The 24,925-nt window shown below is 68.1% G+C and carries 21 protein-coding genes; all 21 read right to left on the bottom strand.

Annotated elements, in window-relative coordinates; genetic code table 11:
• The coding region (locus AC5P5X_RS19590) for a HAMP domain-containing methyl-accepting chemotaxis protein (protein WP_143566766.1) at positions 1 to 1,512 on the bottom strand (1,512 nt) is incomplete at its 3' end.
• Positions 1,513 to 1,881: 369 nt separating this feature from the next.
• Positions 1,882 to 3,873 carry a chemotaxis protein CheA gene (locus AC5P5X_RS19585; RefSeq protein ID WP_005409520.1) on the bottom strand — a complete coding sequence of 664 codons (1,992 nt, stop codon included), beginning with the start codon at positions 3,871 to 3,873 and terminating at the stop codon, positions 1,882 to 1,884.
• A 45-nt stretch (positions 3,874 to 3,918) separates the two neighbouring features.
• On the bottom strand, positions 3,919 to 4,284 hold the full coding sequence (locus tag AC5P5X_RS19580) for a response regulator (RefSeq protein ID WP_005409521.1): 366 nt from the start codon (positions 4,282 to 4,284) through the stop codon (positions 3,919 to 3,921).
• Positions 4,281 to 4,589, bottom strand: a complete 309-nt coding sequence (locus AC5P5X_RS19575; RefSeq protein WP_012480094.1) for an STAS domain-containing protein — start codon at positions 4,587 to 4,589, stop codon at positions 4,281 to 4,283. Before AC5P5X_RS19575 ends, AC5P5X_RS19580 begins: the two co-directional genes overlap by 4 nt.
• Positions 4,590 to 4,875: 286 nt before the next feature.
• Positions 4,876 to 6,090 carry a chemotaxis protein CheW gene (locus tag AC5P5X_RS19570; protein ID WP_227843739.1) on the bottom strand — a complete coding sequence of 405 codons (1,215 nt, stop codon included), beginning with the start codon at positions 6,088 to 6,090 and terminating at the stop codon, positions 4,876 to 4,878.
• The gene (locus AC5P5X_RS19565; RefSeq protein ID WP_005413243.1) at positions 6,087 to 6,869 is read right to left on the bottom strand and encodes a ParA family protein; all 783 of its coding nucleotides are present in this window, start codon (positions 6,867 to 6,869) and stop codon (positions 6,087 to 6,089) included. The genes AC5P5X_RS19570 and AC5P5X_RS19565 overlap by 4 nt, the downstream gene beginning before the upstream one ends.
• 4 nt (positions 6,870 to 6,873) lie before the next feature.
• On the bottom strand, positions 6,874 to 7,890 hold the full coding sequence (gene motD, locus AC5P5X_RS19560; RefSeq protein ID WP_111188868.1) for a flagellar motor protein MotD: 1,017 nt from the start codon (positions 7,888 to 7,890) through the stop codon (positions 6,874 to 6,876).
• A 1-nt stretch (position 7,891) separates the two neighbouring features.
• Positions 7,892 to 8,632, bottom strand: a complete 741-nt coding sequence (locus tag AC5P5X_RS19555) for a flagellar motor protein (protein ID WP_005409527.1) — start codon at positions 8,630 to 8,632, stop codon at positions 7,892 to 7,894.
• 101 nt (positions 8,633 to 8,733) lie between these two features.
• Complete coding sequence (locus AC5P5X_RS19550; RefSeq protein ID WP_111188869.1) at positions 8,734 to 10,563, bottom strand: chemotaxis protein CheA; 1,830 nt, start codon at positions 10,561 to 10,563, stop codon at positions 8,734 to 8,736.
• Between the two features lie 2 nt (positions 10,564 to 10,565).
• On the bottom strand, positions 10,566 to 11,171 hold the full coding sequence (locus AC5P5X_RS19545) for a protein phosphatase CheZ (RefSeq protein WP_010482455.1): 606 nt from the start codon (positions 11,169 to 11,171) through the stop codon (positions 10,566 to 10,568).
• On the bottom strand, positions 11,171 to 11,563 hold the full coding sequence (gene cheY / locus AC5P5X_RS19540) for a chemotaxis response regulator CheY (RefSeq protein WP_005413247.1): 393 nt from the start codon (positions 11,561 to 11,563) through the stop codon (positions 11,171 to 11,173). Before cheY ends, AC5P5X_RS19545 begins: the two co-directional genes overlap by 1 nt.
• A 57-nt stretch (positions 11,564 to 11,620) precedes the next feature.
• A complete protein-coding gene (locus AC5P5X_RS19535) occupies positions 11,621 to 12,364 on the bottom strand; it encodes an RNA polymerase sigma factor FliA (protein WP_005413248.1) in 744 nt (247 codons plus the stop codon).
• Complete coding sequence (locus AC5P5X_RS19530; RefSeq protein WP_005409532.1) at positions 12,361 to 13,248, bottom strand: MinD/ParA family ATP-binding protein; 888 nt, start codon at positions 13,246 to 13,248, stop codon at positions 12,361 to 12,363. Before AC5P5X_RS19530 ends, AC5P5X_RS19535 begins: the two co-directional genes overlap by 4 nt.
• Positions 13,235 to 14,857, bottom strand: a complete 1,623-nt coding sequence (gene flhF / locus AC5P5X_RS19525) for a flagellar biosynthesis GTPase FlhF (RefSeq protein ID WP_111188870.1) — start codon at positions 14,855 to 14,857, stop codon at positions 13,235 to 13,237. Before flhF ends, AC5P5X_RS19530 begins: the two co-directional genes overlap by 14 nt.
• Positions 14,858 to 15,002: 145 nt before the next feature.
• On the bottom strand, positions 15,003 to 17,063 hold the full coding sequence (gene flhA / locus AC5P5X_RS19520; RefSeq protein ID WP_169449112.1) for a flagellar biosynthesis protein FlhA: 2,061 nt from the start codon (positions 17,061 to 17,063) through the stop codon (positions 15,003 to 15,005).
• Positions 17,064 to 17,107: 44 nt separating this feature from the next.
• Entirely contained in the window at positions 17,108 to 18,238 is a 1,131-nt protein-coding gene (gene flhB, locus AC5P5X_RS19515) for a flagellar biosynthesis protein FlhB (protein ID WP_062606962.1), read from the bottom strand.
• Between the two features lie 84 nt (positions 18,239 to 18,322).
• Positions 18,323 to 20,572, bottom strand: a complete 2,250-nt coding sequence (locus AC5P5X_RS19510; RefSeq protein ID WP_099527248.1) for a CocE/NonD family hydrolase — start codon at positions 20,570 to 20,572, stop codon at positions 18,323 to 18,325.
• Positions 20,573 to 20,688: 116 nt separating this feature from the next.
• The gene (locus AC5P5X_RS19505; protein ID WP_060380339.1) at positions 20,689 to 22,824 is read right to left on the bottom strand and encodes a putative bifunctional diguanylate cyclase/phosphodiesterase; all 2,136 of its coding nucleotides are present in this window, start codon (positions 22,822 to 22,824) and stop codon (positions 20,689 to 20,691) included.
• 164 nt (positions 22,825 to 22,988) lie between these two features.
• Positions 22,989 to 23,780: a flagellar biosynthetic protein FliR gene (gene fliR / locus AC5P5X_RS19500; RefSeq protein WP_005409539.1), complete on the bottom strand. Its 792-nt coding sequence runs from the start codon at positions 23,778 to 23,780 to the stop codon at positions 22,989 to 22,991.
• A gap of 13 nt (positions 23,781 to 23,793) precedes the next feature.
• Positions 23,794 to 24,063: a flagellar biosynthetic protein FliQ gene (locus AC5P5X_RS19495; protein WP_005413254.1), complete on the bottom strand. Its 270-nt coding sequence runs from the start codon at positions 24,061 to 24,063 to the stop codon at positions 23,794 to 23,796.
• Between the two features lie 82 nt (positions 24,064 to 24,145).
• Positions 24,146 to 24,925, bottom strand: coding sequence for a flagellar type III secretion system pore protein FliP (gene fliP / locus AC5P5X_RS19490; protein ID WP_049404621.1), 780 nt, complete (start codon positions 24,923 to 24,925; stop codon positions 24,146 to 24,148).

Raw genomic sequence — 24,925 nt, 5'->3', positions numbered from 1 at the left:
GGCCTGGCGGGCGTGCTCGGCGTTCTGGCGCACGGTGGAGGTCAGTTCCTCCATCGAGGCGGCGGTCTCTTCCAGGTTGGCGGCCTGCTGCTCGGTACGGCGCGACAGGTCGCTGTTGCCGGACGCGATCTCGCCAGCGGCCAAGGTGATGCTGGAGGCACTGGCCTGGATCTGGCCGACGATCTGGGTCAGCTGTGCGACGGTGGTGTTGGCGTCGTCACGCATGCGCGCGAACACGCCGTTGAACTGGCCGTCCATGCGTGCGGTCAGGTCGCCGGCGGCGATCGACTGCAGCAGCTGCGAGAGCTGGCCGAGGTTGCCGTCGGCCACCTGCATCATGCTGTTGAGCTGCTCGATCATCACGCGGAAATCGTGATCGAAACGCTGCGCATCACCGCGCTGGCTGAAGTCGCCGGCGGCGGCGGCCGAGGCCAGCTGCTGGATCTGCGTGTTGATGGCCAGCAGGCTGGCCTTGGCCGCGTCCATCGACTCGTGCAGGATCGCGCGGCTGCCGGGCAGGCGGCGGGCGTCCGGGGCGAGGTTGCCGATGGCGTACTGGTTGAGCACTTCAATGGCATCGACGATCGCATCGAGGTGTTCGAAGATCACCGTGTTGATGCCGCTGGCCAGCTGGCCGTAGACGCCCGGGAAGTCTTCCGGAATACGGTGGCTGATGTCCGGGCCGGCATGCATCTGTGCCATCAGCTGGGTCTGTTCGCTGAAGCGGCGCAGCATCGCGGTCATGTCGGCGGTGGCCGCCAGCATGCGGCCAGCCTCGTCCTTGCCGGTGCTCTGGGTGGTGACGCTGAGGTCGCCGCGTGCGACGGCCTGGATGGCGTTCACGGCCTTGCCCAGGGGGCCGGTCACTGCACGTGAGATGACGATGGCCAGCGCAGCGGCCACAAGGGACAGCAGGACGATGCAGCCGATGATGGCGATCATGCTGTTGCGATGGGTGGCGTTGGCGTCGGCGATCTTGCCGTCCATCTGGCCGGCGATGTGGGTGCCCAGCGCCTTCATCGCAGCGAACAGGTCGCGACGCGCCGGGCGCGACTGCTCGTCGGATATCTGCTGTGCCCGAGCGCCATCACCGGCGGCCACGGCGTCGCGCATCGCCTTGTTGGCGGCGAAGTAGCGGTCCAGCTGTGCGCTGGCCGCGCGATAGAGTTCACGCTCCTTGGCCAGCGCCGGCAGCGCCGAGTAAGCGGCCAGCTCGTCATGCACGGCCTTGGCGGTGTCGTCCATGCGCTTGTTGTAGTCGGCGACCTTCTCCGGCTGGTCGAGCATGCTCAGCTGTGCAAGTTCATAGGTGCGGAATTCCCCCAGCTGCGAGCGCGCCTCGCCCAGGTGCTGGACCGAGGGGATGTCGTTGCCAGCCATCTCGCGCAACTGCGCGTTGGCTTCGCTCAGGCGCAGCAGTGCGAAGGCGCCGAGGATCAGGGTCATCAAGGTGGTGAGGGTGAACCCCACGGCCAGCTTGCGGGCGATGGGCAGATCTTGGAACCACTTCATGCAGGGTGCTCCAGGTGGGCAGAGTGCCGGCGTCTGTGCGCCGGTTCGGGGGTGGTTGCAGAGCGAACGGGGGTGCCCGGTGGGGTTCGGTGACGACCGTCATTGCGAAATAACGGCGCCGTCCGCGTGGACTTTATGGACGCAGATCACATTCGGTTGCGTAGGGATGACAGCGCGAAAGCGTTGCAGCGGCGTGCTTTCGCTTGGATGAAGTAGTTGCGCCCGCAACCATCATGGCGACGGAGTTCACAGAAGGGATGGGGTCGGATCCCTTTCCTGCGGAAAGGGATCCGACCCCTTGGCAGAGCGCGCACAAACAAAAACCGCCGCCCCGAAGGGCGGCGGTCCAGTACACGCATGCAGCGTGGATCAGGCGGCCTGCGGCATCCGCAACGAGCGCACCAGTCCGCCGATGTCGACGATCAACGCGACGCGGCCGTCGCCAAGGATGGTGGCACCGGACACCCCGCCGATACGGCGGTAGTTGTTCTCGATGTTCTTCACCACCACCTGTTGCTGGCCAACCAGTTCGTCCACTTCCAGTGCGATCTTCTGGCCATCGCCTTCGACCACGACCACCAGCGATTCACTGCCCGGCGCACGGTTGCCGTAGCCGTAGTACTCGCTCAGCGAGAGGATCGGCAGGTACTCGCCACGTACGCGCAGCACGCGGCCTTCGCCGGCCATGCTGCGGATGTCCTCGGCCTGCGGCTGCAACGCCTCAAGCACATAGGCCAGCGGCAGGATCAGGGTTTCGCCGGCAACGGCCACGGTCATGCCGTCGAGGATGGCCAGGGTGAGCGGCAGGCGGATCAGCGTGCGGGTGCCAGTACCCAGGCTGCTTTCGATCTGGACCTCACCGCCCAGTGCCTGGATGTTGCGGCGAACCACGTCCATGCCGACGCCACGCCCGGACAGGTCGGTGACCGCATCGGCAGTGGAGAAGCCTGGCTGGAAGATCAGGTCCCAGACCTGCGAATCGGTCGGGTTGTCCGGTACGGCCAGGCCGCGTTCGGTGGCCTTGGCCAGGATCTTGGCGCGATCCAGGCCGCGGCCGTCGTCGCTCACTTCAATGACGATATGGCCGCCCTGGTGCGAAGCGGCCAGGGTGATCGTGCCGGTTTCGTCCTTGCCCGCGCCGCGACGCACGTCGGGCATTTCCAGGCCGTGGTCGATCGAGTTGCGCACCAGGTGCACCAGTGGATCGGCGATCTTCTCGATCAGCCCCTTGTCCAGCTCGGTGCCCTCGCCGACGGTGCGCAGGCGCACCTGCTTGCCGAGGCGGCTGGACAGGTCGCGGACCAGGCGCGGGAAGCGGCGGAATACCGCGTCGACCGGCAGCATGCGCACGCCGATCACCGCTTCCTGCAGGTCGCGGGTGTTGCGTTCCAGCTGGTCCAGGCCGGCGAACAGGCTCTCGGCGTGGACCGGGTCCAGCGCGTGCGAGACCTGCTTGAGCATGGCCTGGGTGATGACCAGTTCGCCGACCAGGTTGATCAGCGCATCGACCTTGTCGACGCTGACGCGGATCGACGTTTCGGCTTCCTGGGTGGCAGCACCGCCGGCGGCAGGCGCAGCAGGCGCTGCCGGCACGACGGCAGCAGGTGTGGAAGGGGATGCAGCAACGGGCGCCTGGGTTGCCAGGCTCGGCGGCGCTGCCGGACGGATGTCCAGCTCGCAGTCGTCCAGTACCCAGGCGAAGGTGTCTTCGATCTTGCTGCGCGGCACCTTGCCGACCAGGCCCAGGTCCCACGCCAGGTGGGCCTCCAGCGGGTCGAGCTGGGCGAAGCCCGGCAGGCGTTCCATGCGCGCGGCCACCTGCAGCGAGCCGAGGTGTTCCAGTTCGCGGATGATGCGCAACGGGTCGTTGCCGCTCATGAACAGCGAGGGTGCCGGGGTGAACCCGATCTGCCAGGCTTCCGGCGTATCGTCCACCTTGGCTGCGGCAGCGGCCGGCGCGCTCGGTGCGGCCTGGCCGGAGAGAACGGCTTCGAGGCGCGCCTTCACTGCGGCGACCGCAGCGGGGTCTGCGGCCTGGCCATGTTCGGCTTCGCGCAGCAGGGCGCGCAGTACATCCACCGAGGACAGCATGGCATCGACGGCATGGCCTTCCAGGGCCCGCTTGCCGGCACGCAGCTCATCGAGCAGCGTTTCCAGCACGTGGGTCAGGCCGGCGATGGCATCGAAGCCGAAGGTGCCGGCGCCGCCCTTGATCGAGTGGGCGGCGCGGAACACCGAATTGATGATCTCCGCGTCCTGCTGCCCCGATTCCAGGGCCAGCAGGCCAGCCTCCATCGCGTCGAGGCCTTCGCGGCTCTCCTCGAAGAAGGTGGCGTGGAAGCGTTGCAGGTCCATGCTCATGGCAGTGGTGGTCCGGAAGCGAAGAAGGGGAGCGGTGCGGGGCGATCAGCCCAGCACTTTCTGCACGGTGGCGACCAGCTGTTCCGGATTGAACGGCTTGACCAGCCAACCGGTGGCACCGGCGGCCTTGCCTTCGGACTTCTTGTCGGCGGCCGATTCGGTGGTCAGCATCAGCAGCGGGGTGAACTTGTAGTCCGGCAGCTGGCGCAGTTCGCGGATCAGCGCGATGCCGTCCATGTTCGGCATGTTGACGTCGGTGACCACCGCGTTGAAGCGCTGGCCCTTGGCGCGACCCAGCGCGACCGCGCCGTCTTCGGCTTCTTCGACGGCAAAACCGGCCGAGGTGAGGGCGAAGGAAACCATCTGGCGCATCGACGCCGAATCGTCCACCACCAAGATACGTGCGCTCATGCAGCGTTCTCCACAGATTTCAGGTTGTCATGGGTTACGTCCAGGCCCAGGGCCTGGGTGACGCCCAGCAGGCGTGCGGCGTCACGGAAGGTTGCGGTGCAACCGTGGAAGCCGGTGCCCAGGCCTGCATCGCGGCGGGCCTGCACGAATGCACACAGCACCTGCACGGCGGCCGTGTGGATGCGGGCGACCTGGCTTGCATCCAGGGTCAGCTCGCCTGCCTGCGCCACCAGCGGGGCGAGGCGGTTCTTGAGCTCGGTGCTGCTCTCGATGCCGAGATCCTCACCCAGTTCGACAGTGCTCATCGTTGCTCCGGACAAACGGTTCCGTGATCCATAACGGCACCCCGGCGGGGTTCTTTAGAGGAATCGACGCGGTGCGTCGATGCGGTCGCAGCTGAAAAGGGGACGGCGGGGATCAAGTCGCAAGCGACCTGGCTCTACTGCAGCCCCCTCGGCAACGGCGACCGCGCAGTGGGGACGCAAGGTGTTGATCCAACGGATCAACTCCTTGCGTCCCCGACAGGCACCGCTTCGGCGCAAAGCGCCGAGCCACTTGCGACTTAATCCCCTCCGTCCCCTTTTTTCCAGATCAACTCAGCAGCCGTGTGGCGTCCAGCAGGATCATCGGGCGCTGGCTGACCCGGGCGACGCCGCGGAACAGATCATTGGAGATCTGGCAGATGCGGGCGGTATCCGGGGGTTCGATCTGTGAATCGGTGAGGTTGGCGACATCTTCCACTGCCGACACGCGCAGGCCGATGGTCTCGCCGTCCTCTTCCAGCACCACGATGCGGGTCTGGGCATCGTCTTCTGCCGCTGCGGCGCCGAGGTGCAGGCCGAGGTCCATCACCGGCACCACCTGGCCGCGCAGGTTCATGATGCCGAGCATGGCCGGCGCGGTGCCACGCAACGGCAGCAGTGGCACCGGTAGCACGACCTCCTGGACCTTCAACAGTTCCAGCGCATAGGCCTGGGTCCCGCAGCGCAGGCGCAGCCAGCGCGAGGTGCGTTCGCCGGCGCGGCGGTTCTGCGGGTGCGGGCTGCTGGCGGGCTGGTGCGCCTGCGCCTGCAGCTCCTGCCAGGTACCGGGACGGTTGGTGGCGGGGGCATCCAGGGCAACGCGGGGCGGCGGCGCGGCGGCAGCACGCGCGGCCGGGGCGGGCGCGCGTGCAGGGCGCGGTGCCGGGGGCGCAACCACGGCCGGTGGCGGCGTGGGGACATCCTCGCCACCAGCAGCGGCTTCGAACGCAGCCTGCAGACCGGGGCTGTCAGTGTGGGCGAGCTGATGGCTGTCGGCCGCGTCGGTCTCGTAGATCACTTCGTCGGGCAGGTCGTCCCAGGTGGGCTCCGGGCCGGCCTTGGCCGGGGTCGTCTCGTGGATCACCTCGTCAGGCAGGTCATCCCAGGTCGGTTCGCGCTCTGGAGTGGCGACCGGCATTGCGGCGGCCTCGAAGGCGGCTTCCAGTGCTGCGTCGTCCTGTGCCGGGGCAACGGCAACAGCGTCCGTCTCATAGATCACTTCAGCGGGCAGATCGTCCCAGGTGGGCTCGCGCTCGGCCGTTGTGGCCGCCTCGAAGGCGGCTTCGAGCGTGGCGTTGTCCACGGCAGGGCCCGCGGCGACGGTGTCGGTTTCGTAGATCACCTCGGCCGGCAGGTCATCCCAGGTCGGCTCGCGTTCCGGTTCCGATGTGCTGTCCGGAGCCGGGGCGGCGCTGTCCGGCGTTGGCAGCACGACGGCCGCCGGGGCGATCGCTTCGCCCAGCAGTTCGTCCAGGTAGTCGTCCAGTACGCCGGTGCTGTTCATGCGGCCTGCTCCAGGGCACGAGCATCCTCACCGAGGATCCAGTTCAGTGCGCGGCGATAGGCGGCCAGGCCGCGGCCCGGGTAGTCCTCACCAACGCTGGGCAGGGTCAGGCCTGCGGCATTGCTGATGCGGGTGTCGATCGGAATGGCGTCTTCCCACACGCGGGTGCCATGGCGATCCTGCATCGTGCGCAGCGACTCGTTGCCGGCGCGGGTGCGGCGGTCGAACAGGGTCGGCAGGATCGAGATCGGCAGCGGGCGGCGGCGCGAGCGCTCGACCATCTCGCCGGTGCGGACCATGCCGTCCAGGCCATGCAGGGCCAGCGGCTCGGCCTGGGTGGGAATGATCAGGCGGTCGGCAGCGGCCAGCGCGTTGATCATCAACAGGCCAAGGGTGGGGGCGCAGTCCAGCAGGATGTAGTCGTGCTGGCCCTGGTGACGCGCCAGTGCGTTCTGCAGGGCCAGGCCGAGGCCGGGCTGGTTGGCGCTGCGGCGCTCCAGCGTGGCCAGCGCCGACTGCGCGCAGACGTAGTCCAGGCCGTGGATGCTGCTGGCATGGCACAGGCTGGAAAGATCGGCCGGCGGGGCGCCGAACAGTTCCAGCACGCCCGCCGGCGGCGGATCCACCGGCACGCCGAAGGCGCGGCTGAGCGAGGCATGCGGATCGAGGTCGATCAGCAGCACGCGATGGCCAAGCGCGGCCAGGCCGCGGCCGAGGGCGAGGGTGGTGGTGGTCTTGCCGACTCCGCCCTTCTGGTTGGCGACTGCCCAGATGCGCATCGGTTTACTCCTTCATTGCCGGGGGAACGGCGGCGCCGACGCGGCTGCCAGCCGGCACCGGCGGCAACTTCACCGGTGCGATGGGGGAGGTGGGGGCGGTAGCCGGAGTTGCGGCGGCCTGTTCGGTGGTGCTGTCGTCGACGGCGCCGGTGGCCGCGTTGAGGCGCTGGCCAAGCGGATCCACCGAATGCGAGGTGTCGGCCAGGATGATGACCATCACCCGGCGGTTGCGGTTGCGCCCCTGCGCGCTGTCGTTCTCTTCGCGCGGACGGAACTGGCCATAGCCAACCATCGCCAGCCGTGATGGCTGCACGCCCTGGTCGGCGAACAGGTGCACCACGCTGGCGGCGCGTCCGGCCGACAGTTCCCAGTTCGAAGGGAAGGTGGCCGTGGCGATCGGCACGTTGTCGGTATGGCCCTCCACGCGCACGCTGTTGGGCACGTCGCGCAGCACCTCGGCCAGGCTGGCCAGCGTCTGCCGTGCATGCACGTCCAGCGCGGCCGAGCCGGTGGGGAACAGGATGTCGCTGTTGATCTCCACTTCGATCCACAACTCGGTGCGGCGCACGCTGATCATGCCGCGGTCGATCAGCGGTGCCAGCGCGGCGGTGAGGCGGTCGGCGATGCTGTTGAGCTGGCGCTCGGCACGGACGATCTGTTCCTGGTTGTGCACGGAGACCGGCATGCGCATCTGCGAGGCCATCGACGGCAGCAGGGTCGGGTCGTGCGACGGCGCGGGCGCGGAGGGGCCGATCTTGGTGCCGGACTTGATCACCGAGGGGCTGTCCCAGCCGCCACCCTGCACCTGCTTGTTACCCACCTGCACCGGATTGATGGTGCGCGGTGCGCCGCCGAAGGCATCGGTGAGCGCGTCGGCCATGATCCGGTACTTGCCCTCGTTGACCGAGGAGATCGCGTACATGACCACGAAGAAGGCGAGCAGCAACGTCATCAGGTCGGCATAGGGGATCGCCCATGCTTCATGGTTGGCGTGCTCTTCGTGGTGCTTGCGGCGGGCCATGTCAGTGCAGGAAGCCGGAGAGGTTGGTTTCGATGTTGCGCGGGTTCTCGCCCTGGGCGATCGAAATCAGGCCTTCGATGACCATTTCGCGGTCGCGGGTGTTGTGCGAGATCACACTCTTGAGCTTGGCGGCGATCGGCAGGAACAGCAGATTGGCCGAGGCGATGCCGTAGATGGTGGCGGTGAACGCGGCGGCGATGCCGTGGCCGAGTTTGCTCGGGTCGGCCAGGTTCTTCATCACCGCGATCAGGCCGAGCACGGCACCGATGATGCCGAGCGTGGGCGCGTAGATGCCCATCGCTTCGAAGACCTTGGCACCGGCCTGGTCCTGGTGCTCCTGGCTGCCCAGTTCGATCTCCAGCATGTGACGCATCGATTCGGGTTCAACGCCGTCCACCAGCAGCTGCAGGCCCTTGCGCAGGAACGGGTCCTGCTGCGCTTCCACCTGCGATTCCAGGCCCAGCAGGCCCTGGCGGCGGGCGATGTTGCTCCACTCGACGATCTGCTGGATCAGTTCGCGGCGATCGCTGTGCGGCGGGCGCACGACCCAGCGCACGATCTTGAACGCATGCTTGAACACCGCCGGCGAGGTGTGAAGCAGGATCGCGGCAACGGTACCGACGATGACGATCACGAACGCCGCAGGCGACCACAACGACGCCAGGCCAGCGCCCTTGAGGATGCTGCCACCGACCAGCGAGGCCAGGGCGAGAAAGAGTCCAATGAGGCTGAGTCTATCCATGGTTCCGGTATCGGCTTGTATGAATGGGACTTGAGACACCGGGAGAATGCGTACAGACGGTAGTCACAGTTTTCGGGTCGCCGGGCCATGCCCGGCGGCGTTCAGCGTATGCCGTCCACGTCCAGGATCAGTGCCATGCGACCATCGCCGATCAACGTTGCACCGGCATAACCGCGCAGGCCGCGCAGGGCTTTTGGCAGTGGCTTGATGACCACTTCCTCGCGCCCGCGCACCTGGTCCACGACCAGGCCGAAGCGCGCTTCGCCGGCCTGCAGCACCACGATGGTCAGCAGGGTTGACGCGGCCGGCGTCACATCCAGCCACTGGCGCAGGTCGACCAGCGGCAGGGTGTGCGAGCGGCGATCAAGCACGGCGCGGCCATCGAACCAGCCCAGCGAGGTGCGCGGCGCGTGCAGCACTTCCATCACGCGTGCCAGCGGTAGCGCGTAGACGTCCTCGCCGGCCTGCACCAGCAGGGTCGGCAGGATCGCGAGGGTGAGCGGCACGCGGATCAGGAAGCGGCTGCCACGACCCAGTTCCGACTGGATCTGGATCTGGCCGCTCAGTTCGCGGATGCGCGACTGCACCACGTCCATGCCGACGCCACGGCCGGAGATGTCGGTGACCTGCTGCTTGGTCGAGAAGCCGGGCAGGAACACCAGGTGCAGGCATTCCTCGCTGCTCAGGCGGGCGGCGGCTTCCGGATCGATCAGGCCTTTCTCACGCGCCTTCGCGCGCAGCTTCTCCGGGTCGATGCCGGCGCCATCGTCCTGCACCTCGATGCTGACGTAGTCGCCTTCCTGCTGCGCTGAGAGGCGTACATGGCCCATCCGGGGCTTGCCTTGTGCTTCGCGCAGGTCGGGCATTTCCACGCCATGGTCGATGGCGTTGCGGACCAGGTGCACCAGCGGATCGGCCAGTGCTTCGACCAGGTTGCGGTCGAGTTCGGTCTCGGCGCCGACCAGCTCCAGGTCCACTTCCTTCTTCAGCGAGCGGGCGACGTCGCGGGCGACCTTGGGGAAGCGCGAGAACACCTTGCCCACCGGCTGCATGCGGGTACGCATCACCGCCGACTGCAGGCGGGCAGTGGCGATGTCCAGCGTCGATACGGCGCGGTCCAGCTCCTCGTCGCGCAGGCGTGCACGCAGGGTCTTCAGGCGGTTGCGGGAAAGCACCAGTTCGCCGATCAGGTTGACGATCGCATCCAGGCGCTTGGTGTCCACGCGCACGGTGTGCTCGGCCTCGGCCATCGGCTTGGCCGCCGGCTTGGCGACGGGCGCCGGTACGGGCGCCGGGCGCGTTGCAGCGGCAGGTGCTGCCGCGACGGTGGCAGCAGGCTTCGCGCCTGGCGCAGCGCCGCCGTGCAGCTGGTCCAGCAGCGCTTCGAACTCGTCTTCGCTGATCAGGCCGTCGTCGGCCTTCCTGGCCGGCGCGACCGCGGTCGGTGCGTTGCCGCCATGCAGCTGGTCGAGCAGGGCCTCGAATTCGTCGTCGGTGATCAGGTCGCTGCCAGCTGCCGCAGGGGCGGCCGCAGCGACCGGCGCGGCAGTGCCACCGTTCATGTCGAACTGCGCGATCAGGTCCGGCGGCGCATAGCCTGGCTCGGTGCCGGAGGACACGGCGTCCAGCATCGACTGCAGGTAGTCCAGCGATTGCTGGGCGGCGTCGAAGTGGTGGGCCTGCAGCACCGCCTGCCCGGCACGCGCGATGCCCAGGGCCTCTTCAGCGGCGTGGCACAGTTCGACCATCGCGGTGACGCCAAGGAAGCCGGCACCGCCCTTGAGCGTGTGGTATCCACGGAACACCGCGTTGAGCTGCTCGGTGTCCTGCGGTGCCTGCTCCAGCGACACCAGCTGTTCGCCCAGGCGATCCAGGATTTCCTGTGCCTCGATGATGAAATCGGCAGTGATGTCGTCGGATACCGCGCTCATGCTTACAGCCCCAGATCCGACAACAGGTCGTCGGCGTCGTTCTGCGAGACCGCGTGGCGGTCCAGTCCCTTCAGTGCCGGCCCGGCCAGTTCCGGGTCGGTGCGATGCTGTTCCGGCGGCAGGCCGAGTGCGCCGAAGCCCTCGTGCACGCGGCGGACGATGCCGACCACGCGACGGATGATCTGCCCGGTCAGGTCCTGGTAGCTCTGGGTCAGGGCGATCTCGGTCAGGTTGTGGCGGATGCGCTCGAGCTGCGCGTCCTGGCCAGGCTGCAGGCCTTCAGCGCGCAGCTGTTCGGTCAGGCTGCGGCATTCCTCGGCCAGGTCCAGGGTGCGGTGCGTGGCCTGTTCGGTCATGGCCACCACGTGGTCCAGGCGTGCGCAGGCGTCGTCCAGCTCACCGGCCTCGCTGGGCACGGTCGGCAGCTCACCCAGTGCCTGCCCCAGCTCGCGGGCCAGCCGCGAGAGGCCGCTCATCATCGGCTGCGTACGCAGCGCGACCAGTCCGTCGATGCGCTGCCGCCAGGCGGCCTCGTCACCGGACTCGAGTGCGTCCAGGGCTTCCTGCAGGCGCAGGGCGAGGGCGCTCTTGTCGACCGTGGTATCCATCAGGCGCTGGCCGCCAGGCGTTCGAAGATCTTGCCGAGCTTCTCTTCCAGCGTCTGCGCAGTGAACGGCTTGATGATGTAGCCGTTCACGCCGTTCTGGGCGGCTTCTATGATCTGTTCGCGCTTGGCTTCGGCGGTGACCATCAGCACTGGCAGGGTCTTCAGCTTGGCATCGGCACGGATCGCCTTCAGCAGCTCGATGCCGGTCATCACCGGCATGTTCCAGTCGGTGACCACGAAATCGAACGGCTGGCTCTGCAGCAGCGACAGCGCGGCATGCCCGTCCTCGGCTTCGGCGGTATTGGTGAAGCCCAGATCGCCCAGCAGGTTCTTGACGATCCGACGCATGGTCGAGAAGTCATCGACGATCAGGATGCGCATGTTCTTGTTCAAAGCAGAGTTCCTTTGTTGTTCATTCCGGGCGGCCGGGGGCAGCCGCCTCGGGCATGTTCATTCTTCCAGGCCGGCGTCCGCCGCCTCGAAAATCTTGAGCCGGCCACGCAGGCGCAGCACCGCCTGGCCGTGGATCTGGCAGACCCGCGACTCGCTCACGCCGAGCACCGCGCCGATCTCCTTCAGGTTCAGTTCCTGCTCGTAGTAGAGCGAGAGCACCAGCTGTTCGCGCTCGGGCAGGTGGCCGATGGCCTTGCCCAGCTCGCGGCCGAACTCACCACGCTCCAGCACCTGCTGCGGGGTCGGGCCGCCCTGGGCGACGGTGTCCAGCTCGCCCTGGTCCTCGATGCGCGACTCCAGGCTCAGCACCTGGCCACGTGCGGCGTCTTCCATCAACCGCAGGTATTCGGGCAGCGGCATCTCCATCGCTGCGGCCACTTCGGTGGCGCTGGCGGCGCGGCCGCTGCTCTGTTCCAGGCGGCGGATGGTGGCGGCGGCATCGCGTGCACGGCGGTGCACCGAGCGCGGCACCCAGTCGCCACGGCGGATCTCGTCGATCATCGAACCGCGGATGCGGATCGAGGCATAGGTCTCGAACGAGGCGCCCTGGTCGGCGTCGTAGCTGCGCGACGCTTCGATCAGGCCCATCATGCCGGCCTGGATCAGGTCGTCCACTTCAACGCTGGCCGGCAACCGCGCGGCCAGGTGGTGGGCGATGCGCCGCACCAGGTCCGAATGCTGGGCGATGACCTCGTTGGCCGCCGAGCGCTGGACTTCCCTGTACTGGGCTGCGCCTTTCATGCGGCCACCCCGCGCTGCTTGAGGATGCGCTCGAGGAAGAACTCGACGCCGCCACGCGGTTCGGTCGGCGCCTGCCAGCGTGCGGTGCGACGCGCGATCTCGGTGATCGCCAGCGCGGCCGGGCTGGACGGGTAGGCCTTCACCACCGGCTGCTGGCGCTGCACCGACAGGCGCAGCCAGTCGTCCTGCGGCACGCAGCCCAGGTAGTTCAGCGAGACATCGGCGAGGAACTTCTCGCAGACGCGGGTCAGCTTTTCGTACAGCACGCGGCCCTCGTTGGGGTCGCGCACCATGTTGGCCACTACCTGGATGCGGTCCACGCCGCGTTCGCGCGACAGCACCTTGATCAGCGCGTAGGCGTCGGTGATCGAGGCCGGCTCGTCACAGACCACCACCACGGTGTCCTGCGCGGCCTGGCAGAAGGTCAGCACGCCGTCGGTGATGCCTGCGGCGGTGTCCACCACCATGATGTCCAGTTCGCGTTCCAGCTCGGAGAACACGTTGACCAGGCCGACGTGCTCGGCCGGGGCCAGCTCGGCCATGTGCCGGCGGCCGGACGCGGCCGGCACCACCAGCACGCCGTTCGGGCCTTCGACGATGACGTCGTCCAGCGAGCAGCGGCCGGCGACCAGGTCGGCCAGCGTGAAGGTCGGGTTCAGCCCCAGGATCACGTCGATGTTGGCCAGGCCCAGGTCGGCGTCCAGCAGCAGCGTGCGCTTGCCCATCCCGGCCAGTGCCACCGCCAGGTTGGCGGACACATTCGTCTTGCCCACGCCGCCCTTGCCGCCAGTGACGGCAATGGTGCGCACAGGGCCGAGCGGCTCGCTGCGGGTGGCCGACAGCGGGAAGGTCTTGGTCAGCTTGGCGTACTCACGCGACGGCATGGTTCAACTCCGGGTTGCAGGGCATATCGGCCGCTCGGCGCAAATCTTCAAGGCGAAGTACAAGATTGGCTGCACTGGCCCGGTGCAGGTCGTCCGGAACGTCCTGGCCATCGGTCACCCAGGTGATCGGCAGGGCGTGGTCCACGGCCACTGACAGGGCGTTGCCGAAGCGGCCCGTCTCGTCCAGCTTGCTCAACACCAGGCCCTGCAGGTTGGCGGCGCCGAAGCGGCGGACCACCTCGTCCATGTCGCCGAAGCTGGTGTTGGCCGGCAGCACCAGCAGGGTGCGTACCTGGCGGGCGGCGCGCAGCCACTGCAGCTGCGCGGCCAGCGCGCGGTCGCGCGGGCCCAGCCCGGCGGTGTCGATCAGCACCAGCTTGTAGTCCTTCAGGCGTTCCAGCAGCTGGTCCAGGTCGGTGCCGCTGTTGGCCTCGTGCACCGCGATGCCGAGCTGGCGGCCGTAGCCGTACAGCTGCTCGCGGGCGCCGATGCGGGTGGTGTCGGTGGTCACCAGGGCCACGTCGCGCGGCGCATGCTTCTCGGCGAAGCGCGAGGCCAGCTTGGCGATGGTGGTGGTCTTGCCGGCGCCGGTCGGGCCGACCAGGGCGATCACGCCGCCTTCTTCCAGCGGGTCGACCGGGGCGATCGGCAGCTTGCGCGAGATCAGCCCCAGCATCAGGCCGCGGCCACGATGGGCTTCGGTCTCCAGCGGGATCTGCATGGCCACGTCGCGGGCCAGCCCGGCGTCGAAACCGTACTCGTCCATCAGGTCCAGCGCGGTGGCGCGCACCGGGCTGCCACGCAGGCGCTCGTCGGTGAAGCGGTTCATCTCGCGCTCGATCACCTGGCGCATGCCGGCCACTTCCTGGCGCAGCTGGCGGATCTCGGCGTCGTCCTGGGCAACCACGGTCAGCGTCGGTGCCGGGGCCAGCATGGGGGCCGGGCTGGCTTCGCCGGCGGCTTCGAGCGCTGCCGTTTCGCTGGCGGCGATGTCAGGCTGGACATCGGCCATGGCAGCGCCCGGCAGCGGCGGCGGCTGCACGGCGGGGGGCACGCTTTCGTGATGCGTGTCGTGCGGCGGGTCGATCTGGAAGCGGGCGCGGTTGGCCGGCGCGGTGACGGCCGGGCCCGGTGCGACGATGGCCTCGGCGAACGGGGCGAAGATCTGTTCGGGCAGCGCCGGTTCGTTGACGGCGGCGCGCGCCAGGGTGGCTGCGAAGCCGGTGCTGCCGCGGGTCGGCACGATCTCGTCGGCGCTGTCCAAGGTGCGGCCGGTGGCACCCACGGCCGCACGGGCGAGGGCGGCCACGGCCGAGGTGGTGGCGGCCACCGGCTCCGGCGCCGGGGCAGCGCTGCGGCGGCGGGTGACCGCGGCGATCACCGCGTCAGCAGCGGTGCGCGGCTTGGGTGCCGGCGGCGGTGCGACATCACGGCGCGAGGCTTCCAGTGCACGCTGCACGGCGCTCTCGTCGTAGTTGGCCGCGGCGACGATCTCGACGCCTTCCTCGATCCGGCGGTTGGACAGGATCACGGCGTCAGGACCATGTTCCTTGCGCACCAGGTTCATGGCCGAGCGCATGTCGGCGGCGACGAATCGTTTGATTTTCATGCTGTGGTCACGGGACGAAGACGGCGGGGTGGCGGTCGGAGAACTCGGGTGGTCGGTGGTCTGCACGGTGCGGGTTCCCCTTGGTATCTGTCTGTTGCGTTGGTTCGAAGGTGGTGTCTGTTTTCTGGCGCATCGGTGGGCGGCGTCAGCTGATCGTTCCGACCAGCTTCAGGCGCTTGTCCTCCGGCACCTCGCTGTAGGCCAGGACCGACAACGACGGAACGCTGTGGCGGACCAGGCGCGCCAGCGCGGCGCGCACCGGGCCCGGTACCAGCACGACCGCCGGCTCGTTTCGCGCTTCCTGCTTGCTGACACATTCGGCCAGGCTCTGGTGCAGTCGCTCTGCGAGTCCGGGTTCCAGCGCGGCGCCGTTGCCCTGCGTGGACTCCTGCAAGACACGTTCCAATTGCGGGTTGAGGGTGAACACCGGCAGCTCCGCCGACATTCCGGCGATCTCCTGCACGATGAAGCGGCCCAGCGCGGTGCGCACGGCAGCGGTCAGCACCGCCGGGTCCTGGCTGCTGGGCGCGTGTTCGACCAGCGCTTCGGCGATCTTGCGCAGCTGTCGGATCGGGATGCGCTCGACCAGCAGGTTCTGCAGCACGCGCACCACTGCCGACAGCGGCAGCGCCTTCGGCGTCAGATCTTCGACGAGCTTGGGCGCGCTCTTGGCCAGGTTGGCCAGCAGGTGCTGCACTTCCTCGTGGCCGAGCAGTTCCGGCGCATGTTCGCGGATCAGGTGCGAGAGGTGGGTGGCCACCACGGTGGCCGGGTCGACCACGGTGTAGCCCAGCGTTTCAGCCTGGGCACGCTGGTGCGGCTGGATCCAGGTGGCATCCAGGCCGAACGCGGGATCCTTGCCGGCAATGCCCTCCAGGGTGCCCAGCGCGCTGCCCGGGTCCAGCGCCAGTTCGCGGTCCGGGTGGATCTCGGCGGTGGCCACTGGCACGCCATGCACCAGCACGCGGTAGCCGTTGGCCGGCAGTTCCAGGTTGTCGCGGATGTGCACCGAGGGAATCAGGAAGCCGACGTCCTGGGTCAGCTTGCGGCGCACGCCCTTGATGCGCGCCATCAGTTCGCCGCCCTGGTTGCTGTCCACCAGCGGGATCAGCCGGTAGCCGACCTCAAGGCCCAGCGGATCGACCGGGCGCAGCTCGTCCCAGCTCAGTTCGGCGGTCGGCGCAGGTGCCGCCGGGCGGCCGAGTGCGTTGAGTGCGGCCGCGTCATTGCCGGCGGCTGCCGGGTCGGTGGCTGCGGCCTTGCCCTTGCGGTAGACCTTCCAGGCGATGAAGCCGAGGATAGCGGCCAGCGTCAGGAAAGCGACGTTGGGCATGCCCGGCACCAGGCCGACCACGCCGATGATGCCGGCGGTGATCGCCAGCGCGCGGTACTGGCCGAACACCTGGCCGGTCATCGCCTGGGCCATGTCCTGCGAGCGCGAGGCGCGGGTCACCAGCATCGCCACCGCGCTGGAGACCAGCAGGGCCGGCAGCTGCGCCACCAGGCCGTCACCGATGGACAGCAGGGTGTAGGTGGCAGCGGCTTCGCCGAACGGCATGCCATGCTGCAACACGCCCACGGCCAGGCCGCCGAGCATGTTGATGAACAGGATCAGGATGCCGGCGATGGCGTCACCGCGGATGAACTTGCTGGCGCCGTCCATCGCGCCGTAGAAGTCGGCTTCCTCGCGCACTTCCTCGCGGCGCAGCTTGGCTTCTTCACGCGTCAGCAAACCGGCGTTGAGGTCGGCGTCGATCGCCATCTGCTTGCCGGGCATCGCGTCGAGGATGAAGCGCGCGGTCACTTCCGAAACGCGGCCGGCGCCCTTGGTGATGACCACGAAGTTGATGATGGTCAGGATCGCGAACACCACGATGCCTACCGCATAGTTGCCGCCGATCACGAATTCGCCGAAGGCGGCGATGACCTTGCCGGCGGCGTCGTGGCCGTTCTGGCCGTTGAGCAGGATCACGCGGGTGGAGGCCACGTTCAGCGCCAGCCGCAGCATGGTGGTGATCAGCAGCACGATCGGGAAGATGGTGAAGTCCAGCGGGCGCTTCACGTAGACCACCGCCAGCAGCACCATCAGCGAGATGGCGATGTTGAAGGTGAACAGCGCATCGAGCACCGGCGCGGCCAGCGGGACCACGACCATGGCCAGCAGGGCCAGCACGATCAGCGGTGCGCCAAGGCCCTGGCGGATCATTTCCAGGGCGCGGCGGGTGTTGAAGCCGGTGGAGGGCTGGGCGCTCACGGGCGGCCCCCCTTGCCGAATTCATCCACCTGGATGTGCGGGGCGTCCGGCATCGGGCCAGTGCGCCAGGCGCGCAGCTGGTAGACGTAGGACAGGACCTGGGCGACGGCCGAATACAGTCTCACGGGGATTTCCTTTCCGAGTTGGCCTTCCCGATACAAGGCGCGTGCCAAAGGCGGGGCGGAGACGATCGCGACCTTGTTGCCGTCGGCCACCTCACGGATGCGCAGGGCGGTTTCGTCCACGCCCAGGGCGACCACGGTGGGAGCATTCATGGTCCCACCCTCGTACTTCAGGGCCACCGCGTAGTGCGTCGGGTTGACCACCACCACGTCGGCGGTGGGTACCGCCTCCATCATCCGGCGGTTGGCCATCTGCTGCTGCAGCTGGCGGATGCGGCCCTTCACCTCGGGGCTGCCCTCGCTCTCCTTCATTTCCCGGCGCAGCTCTTCACGGGTCATCTTCAGCTTGCGCATCCAGTTCCAGCGCTGGTACGGCGCATCGATGGCGGCCAGCACCAGCATCGCGCCGGCGGTGGCCAGCAGCAGGCGCAGGGTGAAGCCGAGCCCGTCGGTGATGGCGGTCTCCAGCGGGTGGTGGATCAGCCCGCGCAGGGTGTCGAAGCCGGTCCAGACCACCAGTCCGGCGGCCACACCGACGAACGCCACGCGCAGCAGCGATTTGGTGAACTCGGCAATGGCCTCGGGGCCATAGAGGCGCTTGAGCCCGCTCATCGGGTTCATGCGGTTGATGTCGGGCAGCAACGCCTTCTGCGACCAGCGCAGGCCGCCCATCACCAACGGGGCGACGAAGCTGGCCAGCAGGCAGACCAGCACCAGCGGTGCGATCACCAGCATGAACTGCAGCAGCAGGTCGCCGAAGTGGCCGAACAGTTCCTTCGGGTTCTGCCGCAGGCCCTGTTCCGGGCTGAGCGCGTGCTTCATCCAGGCACTGGCGCCACGGCCGATCGAGCCGCTCATGGCCATCATCGCCAGCACGCCGGCACCGAACACGGCGGCGGTGCCAAGTTCGCGCGAGCGCGGCAGGTTGCCTTGTTCACGGGCGTCGCGCAGGCGTTTTTCGGTAGGTTGTTCGGTCTTTTCGCCGGCGGATTCGTTCTCGGACATCACGGGCACTGCGGCAGGGGATGCCGGGGTGCGTGCAAGAAGTGTTCCGTGATGGGCCGTTGCCTATCCACGCATGGTATGGATCTACTGTAGGGAGTCGCTGGCGGGGCGCAGGGGAATCGTCAGAACACTGTCGCTGTGCCAATCCACCTGCAGCGGGGTGCCCGCATCAGCGGCCGATTCGTCGCTGACATCGCGGCCGCTGCCGTGGTTGACCTGGTGCATGGCGTCCTTCAGCACATCCACCTTCACCAGCAGGCGGCTGCCGGCAGCCAGGCGGCGGGCGACCATGCGCGTGCGATCGAAGGGCAGGTGGGTCCATTGGCCGGGCTGCAGCAACTGGCGCGTGCCCGGGTCACGCACGTGGCTGGCCCGGCCCATGTAATAGGACAGCTGCATCCGGTGTCCATCGGCCATCAGCTCGTACAGGGTGACGGTGAAATCGAAGTCGCGCTTGTTGATCCGCACCTTCAGGTCGCCGGAGAAGCTGCCCACCAGATCCATCGGTCCGGTGAAGGGTTCCGAGACATAGGCCAGCGCGGTGTCGGCTTCATCCTGTGCTGCGACGATGGGGAACGGGTAGTAGCCGTGCCGCATTTCGTTGCGGTCGGCCATGTCCACGGTCTGCTCCAGCTGGCCCGGCGCTGGCGGCTGTTCCTGCAGGCGGTGGTAGCCATCGGGCGAAGCGGGTGCGGCCGACAGGTGGTAGCGGTGGTGAGCGCCCGCGGCGGCGTCCAGTGTTGCCGCATGCCCCCAGCGATTGGCGCCCATCAGCTGGTAGTTCACGCGGTCGGGCACCAGCGCCGGGCGAGGGGCGCCGCGCAGCACATGGTCCAGCCACTGGAAGGTCAGTGCGGGCGTGTCGAACTGCGCGACGGCGTCCAGGTCGTATCCACGCAGCTGCATCGGCTTGAGCGCCGACTGCGCACCGCGGTGGTCATAGGGGCCGATCAGCAGGGAGTGATCGGCATCGGGGCGGTGCCGCAGGTGGTCCTTGAAGTACTGCAGTGCCGAGATCTGGCCGTCGTCGTAGTACCCGGTGATGGTCAGCACCGGGATGCGGATGTCGTCGAACTGGTCGCCATAGGGAACCATCGACTGCCAGTAGGCGTCGTACGTCGGGTGATCGAGCCAGCGCTGCAGCCAGGGGTTGGGCGTGCCGTCGATCTGGTCGATCTGCCGGTAAGGGCGGCCGGAGGCATACCAGCGGCGGGGCAGCTGTGACCAGCGTTCGTTCTGGTTGTAGGTGTCGTTGTCCAGCATCGGGTCATTGGCCACATAGAACGCCCAACCGTAGTTGGCACTCAGGAACACGTTGTTCTCCATCGGCAGGCCCTGGCCGGGGATGGCGGCAACGTAGGGCACGATGGTCTTCAATGCGGGATGGTGATGGCGCGCCGCCGCCCAGGCAGTAAAGCCCTCGTAGCTGCCGCCATACATGGCCACCCGGCCATCGCTCCATGGCTGGCGGCTGATCCAGTCGATGGCCGCGTTGGCGTCCGCGCCGTCATGCTCGTAGGGGGCGATGGTGCCGCTGCCCTGGCCCTTGCCGCGCGCATCGACCACGATGCCGGCGTAGCCATGCGCGGCGGCCAGCAGCATCTTCTGCCGGTTCTTGGGTGGATCGGTGTAGATGGTGAACAGCATGGCCGCAGGCAGGGGCACCGATGCGGCGCGAGGGCGGGCCAGCTGCGCCGACAGCACGACGCCATCGCCAACGGGGATGCGCAATGCGTCGTCGATGGCGAAGCGGCGCTGCTCTTCCGCCACGACCAGCGGAGGGGCCAGGGCAGCGGCCAGGGTCTGCGCACGCAGTACCGCCCGCAGGCGCAGCAGTTCCAGGGCGACGGCCTCGGCAATGGTCGTCGCCCCCGCCTGTGCCGCGACGGCCTGCTCCAGCTGGGCGCGCACCGGGGCTGGCTCAGCCGAGAGTGCGGCACCGGCCTGCACCGCCGCAACGTCGTCGAGGGCGGCGAAGGTGGCGTGGAAGGCGCGCGCATACTCCGCTGCGTCCTGCTCGCCGGCGGTGACGAGCAGCAGCATCGGCACCCAGCGTTGCACTGCTGCGGTATCACCGTCGCTTGCAAGCGATGCGCGTGCCCGCTGGATCGATTGCCGCGCTTCGGCCGTCTGGCCCGCCGCCACCAACGCGTGGCCGCGCTGTACCTCGGTCAGGCTGGGCGACTTCAGCACGCCCTTGCCAAGGGCCTGCAGGGCAGCGTCGACCTGGGCCGGGGAAGCATCGGCTGGCAATGACCACGGCAGATCAGCGGCAGCAGCGTGGCCAACAGCAAGGGCCAGCAACAGGCCAGCAAGGGGGGTGCGTAGGGCCACGGGCGCTTCCTGGGATGAGGGTGGAACGGCGCATCCACGCGTGGCGTGGATCTACCGAAGGCCAACCAATGGTAGCGCCGGGCCGTGCCCGGCGGGAGCCGAGCGCAGGCTCGGCGCTACCGGGGCGCGTTGTCGCTGGGCGGTGGGCTCTGCGCCAGTTCCACCCGCGGCCGGGGCAGGTCGTGCAGCTGCATGAAGCGCGCCGCATCGACCGGCCGTCCCAGCAGGTAGCCCTGCAGGTAGTCGCAGCCCAGGCGCTCCAGGTAGGCGCGCTGGGCGGCGGTCTCCACGCCCTCGGCGACGATGTCCATGTCCAGCGCATGGCCCAGCGCCACGATCGCCGAGACGATCACCACGTCCTCTGCACTGTGTTCCAGGTCGCGCACGAACGCATGGTCGATCTTGATCTCGGTGGCTGGCAGCCGCTTCAGGTACAGCAGACTGGAATAGCCGGTGCCGAAGTCATCGATGGAGATGCCTACGCCCAGCGCCGACAGCGCCTGCAGCAGGCGCAGGCTGGTGTCGGTATCGCGCATCACCGTGCTTTCGGTGATTTCCAGCACCAGGTGGCGCGGGGCGATGTTGTGGCGTTCGATCACCGCGCGCACATCCTGCAGCAGGTGCGGCGAACTGAACTGCACCGGCGACAGGTTCACCGACATCGACCAGCCTTCGTGACCGGCATCGTGCCAGCGCCGCAGCTGTAGGCAGGCCTGGTCCAGCGCCCAGCGCCCGATCTCGTTGATCGCACCACTGCGCTCGGCCAGGCGGATGAACCGATCGGGCGGAATCAGGCCATGCTCCGGGTGGTGCCAGCGGATCAATGCTTCGGCACCGGCCACCTTCTGCGTGGCCACGCGGATCTTGGGCTGGTAGTGCAGGAACAGCTGCTCGCTGCCGATGGCCCGGCGCAGGTCGGCCAGCAGCCGGAACTGTTGTTCGGCGCTGTCATTCATCCAGTCGGCGAACAGCACGAAGGCGTTGCGCCCGGATTCCTTGGCCTGGTACATCGCCGCGTCGGCAAAGGCCATCAGCTGCCGCTCGCTGGCGGCGTGATCCGGGCAGATCGCCACGCCGATGCTGGCGGTTACCTGCAGTTCGTTGTCCGGCAGCAACGGCCCACTGCCGACCGCCTGCAGGATGCGCCGGGCGAGGGTTGGCAGATCCTCATCGTGCTCGATGCGCACCACCAGCACGAACTCATCGCCGCCCAGGCGCGCCAGCATGTCATGCGGGCGCAGCAGCTGGCGGGTGCGCTCGGCCACCGCCACCAGCAATGCGTCACCCGCCTGGTGGCCATAGGCATCGTTGACCTGCTTGAAGCCGTCCAGGTCCATGAACATCACCGCGAAGCGGCTACCGCCCTGTTCGGCCTCGGCCAGTGCCTGCACGATGCGGCGCTGCAACAGCAGGCGGTTGGGCAGGCGGGTGAGCGGATCATGCAGTGCGGCCTGGGTCAGTTCCTGCTGCGCATCGGTCAACGAAGTGCTCAGCATGGAATTGCGCAGCCGCAGCAGCTGCGCCTCCACCCGCTGGTCCAGCCAGGACACCACCAGCACCACCGCGAGGATCGCGACCGTCAGCACCACTACCAGCATCGCCAGCCACTCGTTCTGCAGGCCATCGCCGACCGCCGCGCCGCAGATGCTGCCTTCCGGAAAGCGTGCAGCGGCCATGCCGGTGTAATGCATGCCGACAATGGCCAGCCCGAGCAGGCCAGCGGCTGCCAGGCGATCACCGATGCGGGTGCGCTGCGCGCGCAGGCGGAATGCCACATACAACGCAGTCCATGAGGCGGCGACCGCCACGATCAGCGAGAACAGCAGCCAGCCCGGGTCATAGTCGATGCCGGGTTGCATGCGCATCGCCGCCATGCCGACGTAGTGCATGCCGGCAATACCGGTACCCATCAGCAATGCCCCGCCGGCCAGGCGTGGGTGCGGCAGGGTGCGCAGCGAAACCAGCCACAGCGCGAACACCGATGAGGCGATGGCCAGGGCCAGGGAGAGCAGGGTGATCGGCAGGTCGTAACCGAGCGGAATGGGCAGGTCGAAGGCGAGCATGCCGATGAAGTGCATCGACCAGATGCCCAGGCCCATGGCGAAGCCACCACCGAGGCGCCACCACCAGGCCGCGCCCTTGCCGGGTGCGGTGACCGTGCGCCCGGCCATCGCCAGCGCGGTGTATGACGCCATCACGGCAACCAGCAACGAGATCGCCACCAGCCACGGGTTGTACGTGCCTACCAGCATTCGTCAGTCTCCCGGACCTGCCTGTCGACGGAAACCACGGTGGGGCATGCATGAGGCAGGCCGACGCAGGGCGGCGGCCACGTGCGGCATCCCCCCGGTTGCCGCGCATTCACTCTAGCGCGCAGACCCGGGGGAAGGGCAAGCAGTAAAACGTGATGATCGGGTCAGTGTGTGACCGCGTCCGCAGCCTGGAAGGCGGCATCGAACAGGCGCTGTACCGGCGGGCCCATTTCCCCGGCCAGCAGGGCCAGCAGGAACAGGCCCAGCAGCAGTGAGACCGGCAGGCCCAGCTGGATCGGATTCAGTGCCGGGGCTGCACGCGCCAGCACGCCGAAGGCCAGGTTCACCGCCAGCATCGCCACGGTCAGTGGAATGGCCAGGGTCAGTGCGCCGCGCAGCACGGTCAGCAGGAAGGTCGGAGCGATGCTGAAGAAGGCGTGCGGGTCCGGCAGCGGCGCGCCGATCGGCAGCGCCCGGTAGCTGTCCACCACCAGCGAGATCAGCGCCAGATGGCCGTTGGCAGTGAAGAACAGCAGGCCGAACAGCAGGTAGAACCACTGCCCGATCACGCCGGAGGTGCCGCCACGAAGCGGGTCGCTCATCTGCGCAAAGGCCAGGCCGGTGCCCTGGGCGATCAGTTCGCCGGCCATCGCGCCGGCCTCGAACACCAGCCGCAGCAGGAAGCCGATGGACACGCCGATGGCCAGCTCGCGGGCGATGGTCAGTACGGTGGCAGCATCGAAGCCGGTCCAGTCCGGAACCGGCGGCAGCAGCGGTGCCAACGCGATGGCAAGGGTACCGGCCAGGATCACGCGGATCCGTGCCGGCACCGCGCGGGTGCCGACCATGGGCATGGCCATGGCCACCGCGCCGATGCGCAGCATGGTCCACAGCACGGTGCCGATCATGCCGAAGGCCTGCAGGCCGTCGGCAGCCATCTGGGTGGCGGCGTCCATCGAGGCGCGTGTCCTAGCCGATCAGGTGTGGAATGCGCTGGAACAGCAGCGTGGTGAATTCAACCAGGTGGCCGATCAGGAGGCTGCCGAGCGCGAACAGCACCGCGGTCAGTGCCGCCGCCTTGGCAACGAAGGCGATGGTCGGTTCGTTGAGCTGGGTCGCGGCCTGCACCACGCCCACCACAACGCCCACCACCAGCACGGTGAGCAGCAGCGGGCCGGCCACCCACAACACGGTGATCAGGCCGCCACGCAGTTCGGTCAAGGCAAGTTCGGGAGACATTCGGGGTCCATCTGCTTGTGTGGAGTCGAGCCGCGCTCGACTGTGCTTCTGTAGAGCCGAGCCATGCCCGACTGCCTCTCAATCACGCCGGATTGAAGCTCGCCGCCAACGTACCCACGGTCAGCACCCAGCCATCCACCAGCACGAACAGCAGGATCTTGAACGGTGCCGACACCAGCATCGGCGACAGCATCATCATGCCCATCGACATCAGCACGCTGGCCACGACCAGGTCGATGATCACGAACGGGATGAAGATCAGGAAGCCGATTTCGAAGGCGGTCTTCAGTTCGCTGGTGACGAACGATGCGACCAGTACCGGGAACGGGATCGCGTCGGGGCTGGCGTAGGTGCCGTGCCCGGCGATGCCGGCGAAGGTCATCAGGTCGGTCTCCCGGATCTGCGCCAGCATGAAGCCGCGCAACGGCGTGGTGGTCAGCGTCCAGGCGGTCTGGAAGTCGATCTCGCCATTGAGGTACGGCGCCATGCCGGTGCTCCAGGCCTTGTCCCAGGTCGGCATCATCACCATCGCGGTGAGGAACAGGGCCAGGCCCAGCAGCACCTGGTTGGACGGGGTCTGCCCGGTACCCAGCGCCTGGCGCAGCAGGCCCAGCACGATGATGATGCGGGTGAACGAGGTCAGCACCAGCAACATCGACGGGATCAGGGTGATCGCCGTCATCAGCAGCAGGGTCTGCAGCGGCAGGCTGACCGGCGCACCTCCGATCTTGCCGACGTTGATGTCCGGCAGTGGCGTGGTCGGTGCGCCGGGTGCAGCGAAGGCCAGTGCCGGCAACAGGCACAGGGCGAGCATCAGCAGCCACGGCATCAGGGTGGCAAGACGGGTACGGGCGACACGCAT

It is taken from the genome of Stenotrophomonas sp. YJH_SMC_91, assembly GCF_059368495.1.
Note: the sequence above shows the minus strand (reverse complement) of the source record. Positions and strands in the feature narration are given on the sequence as shown.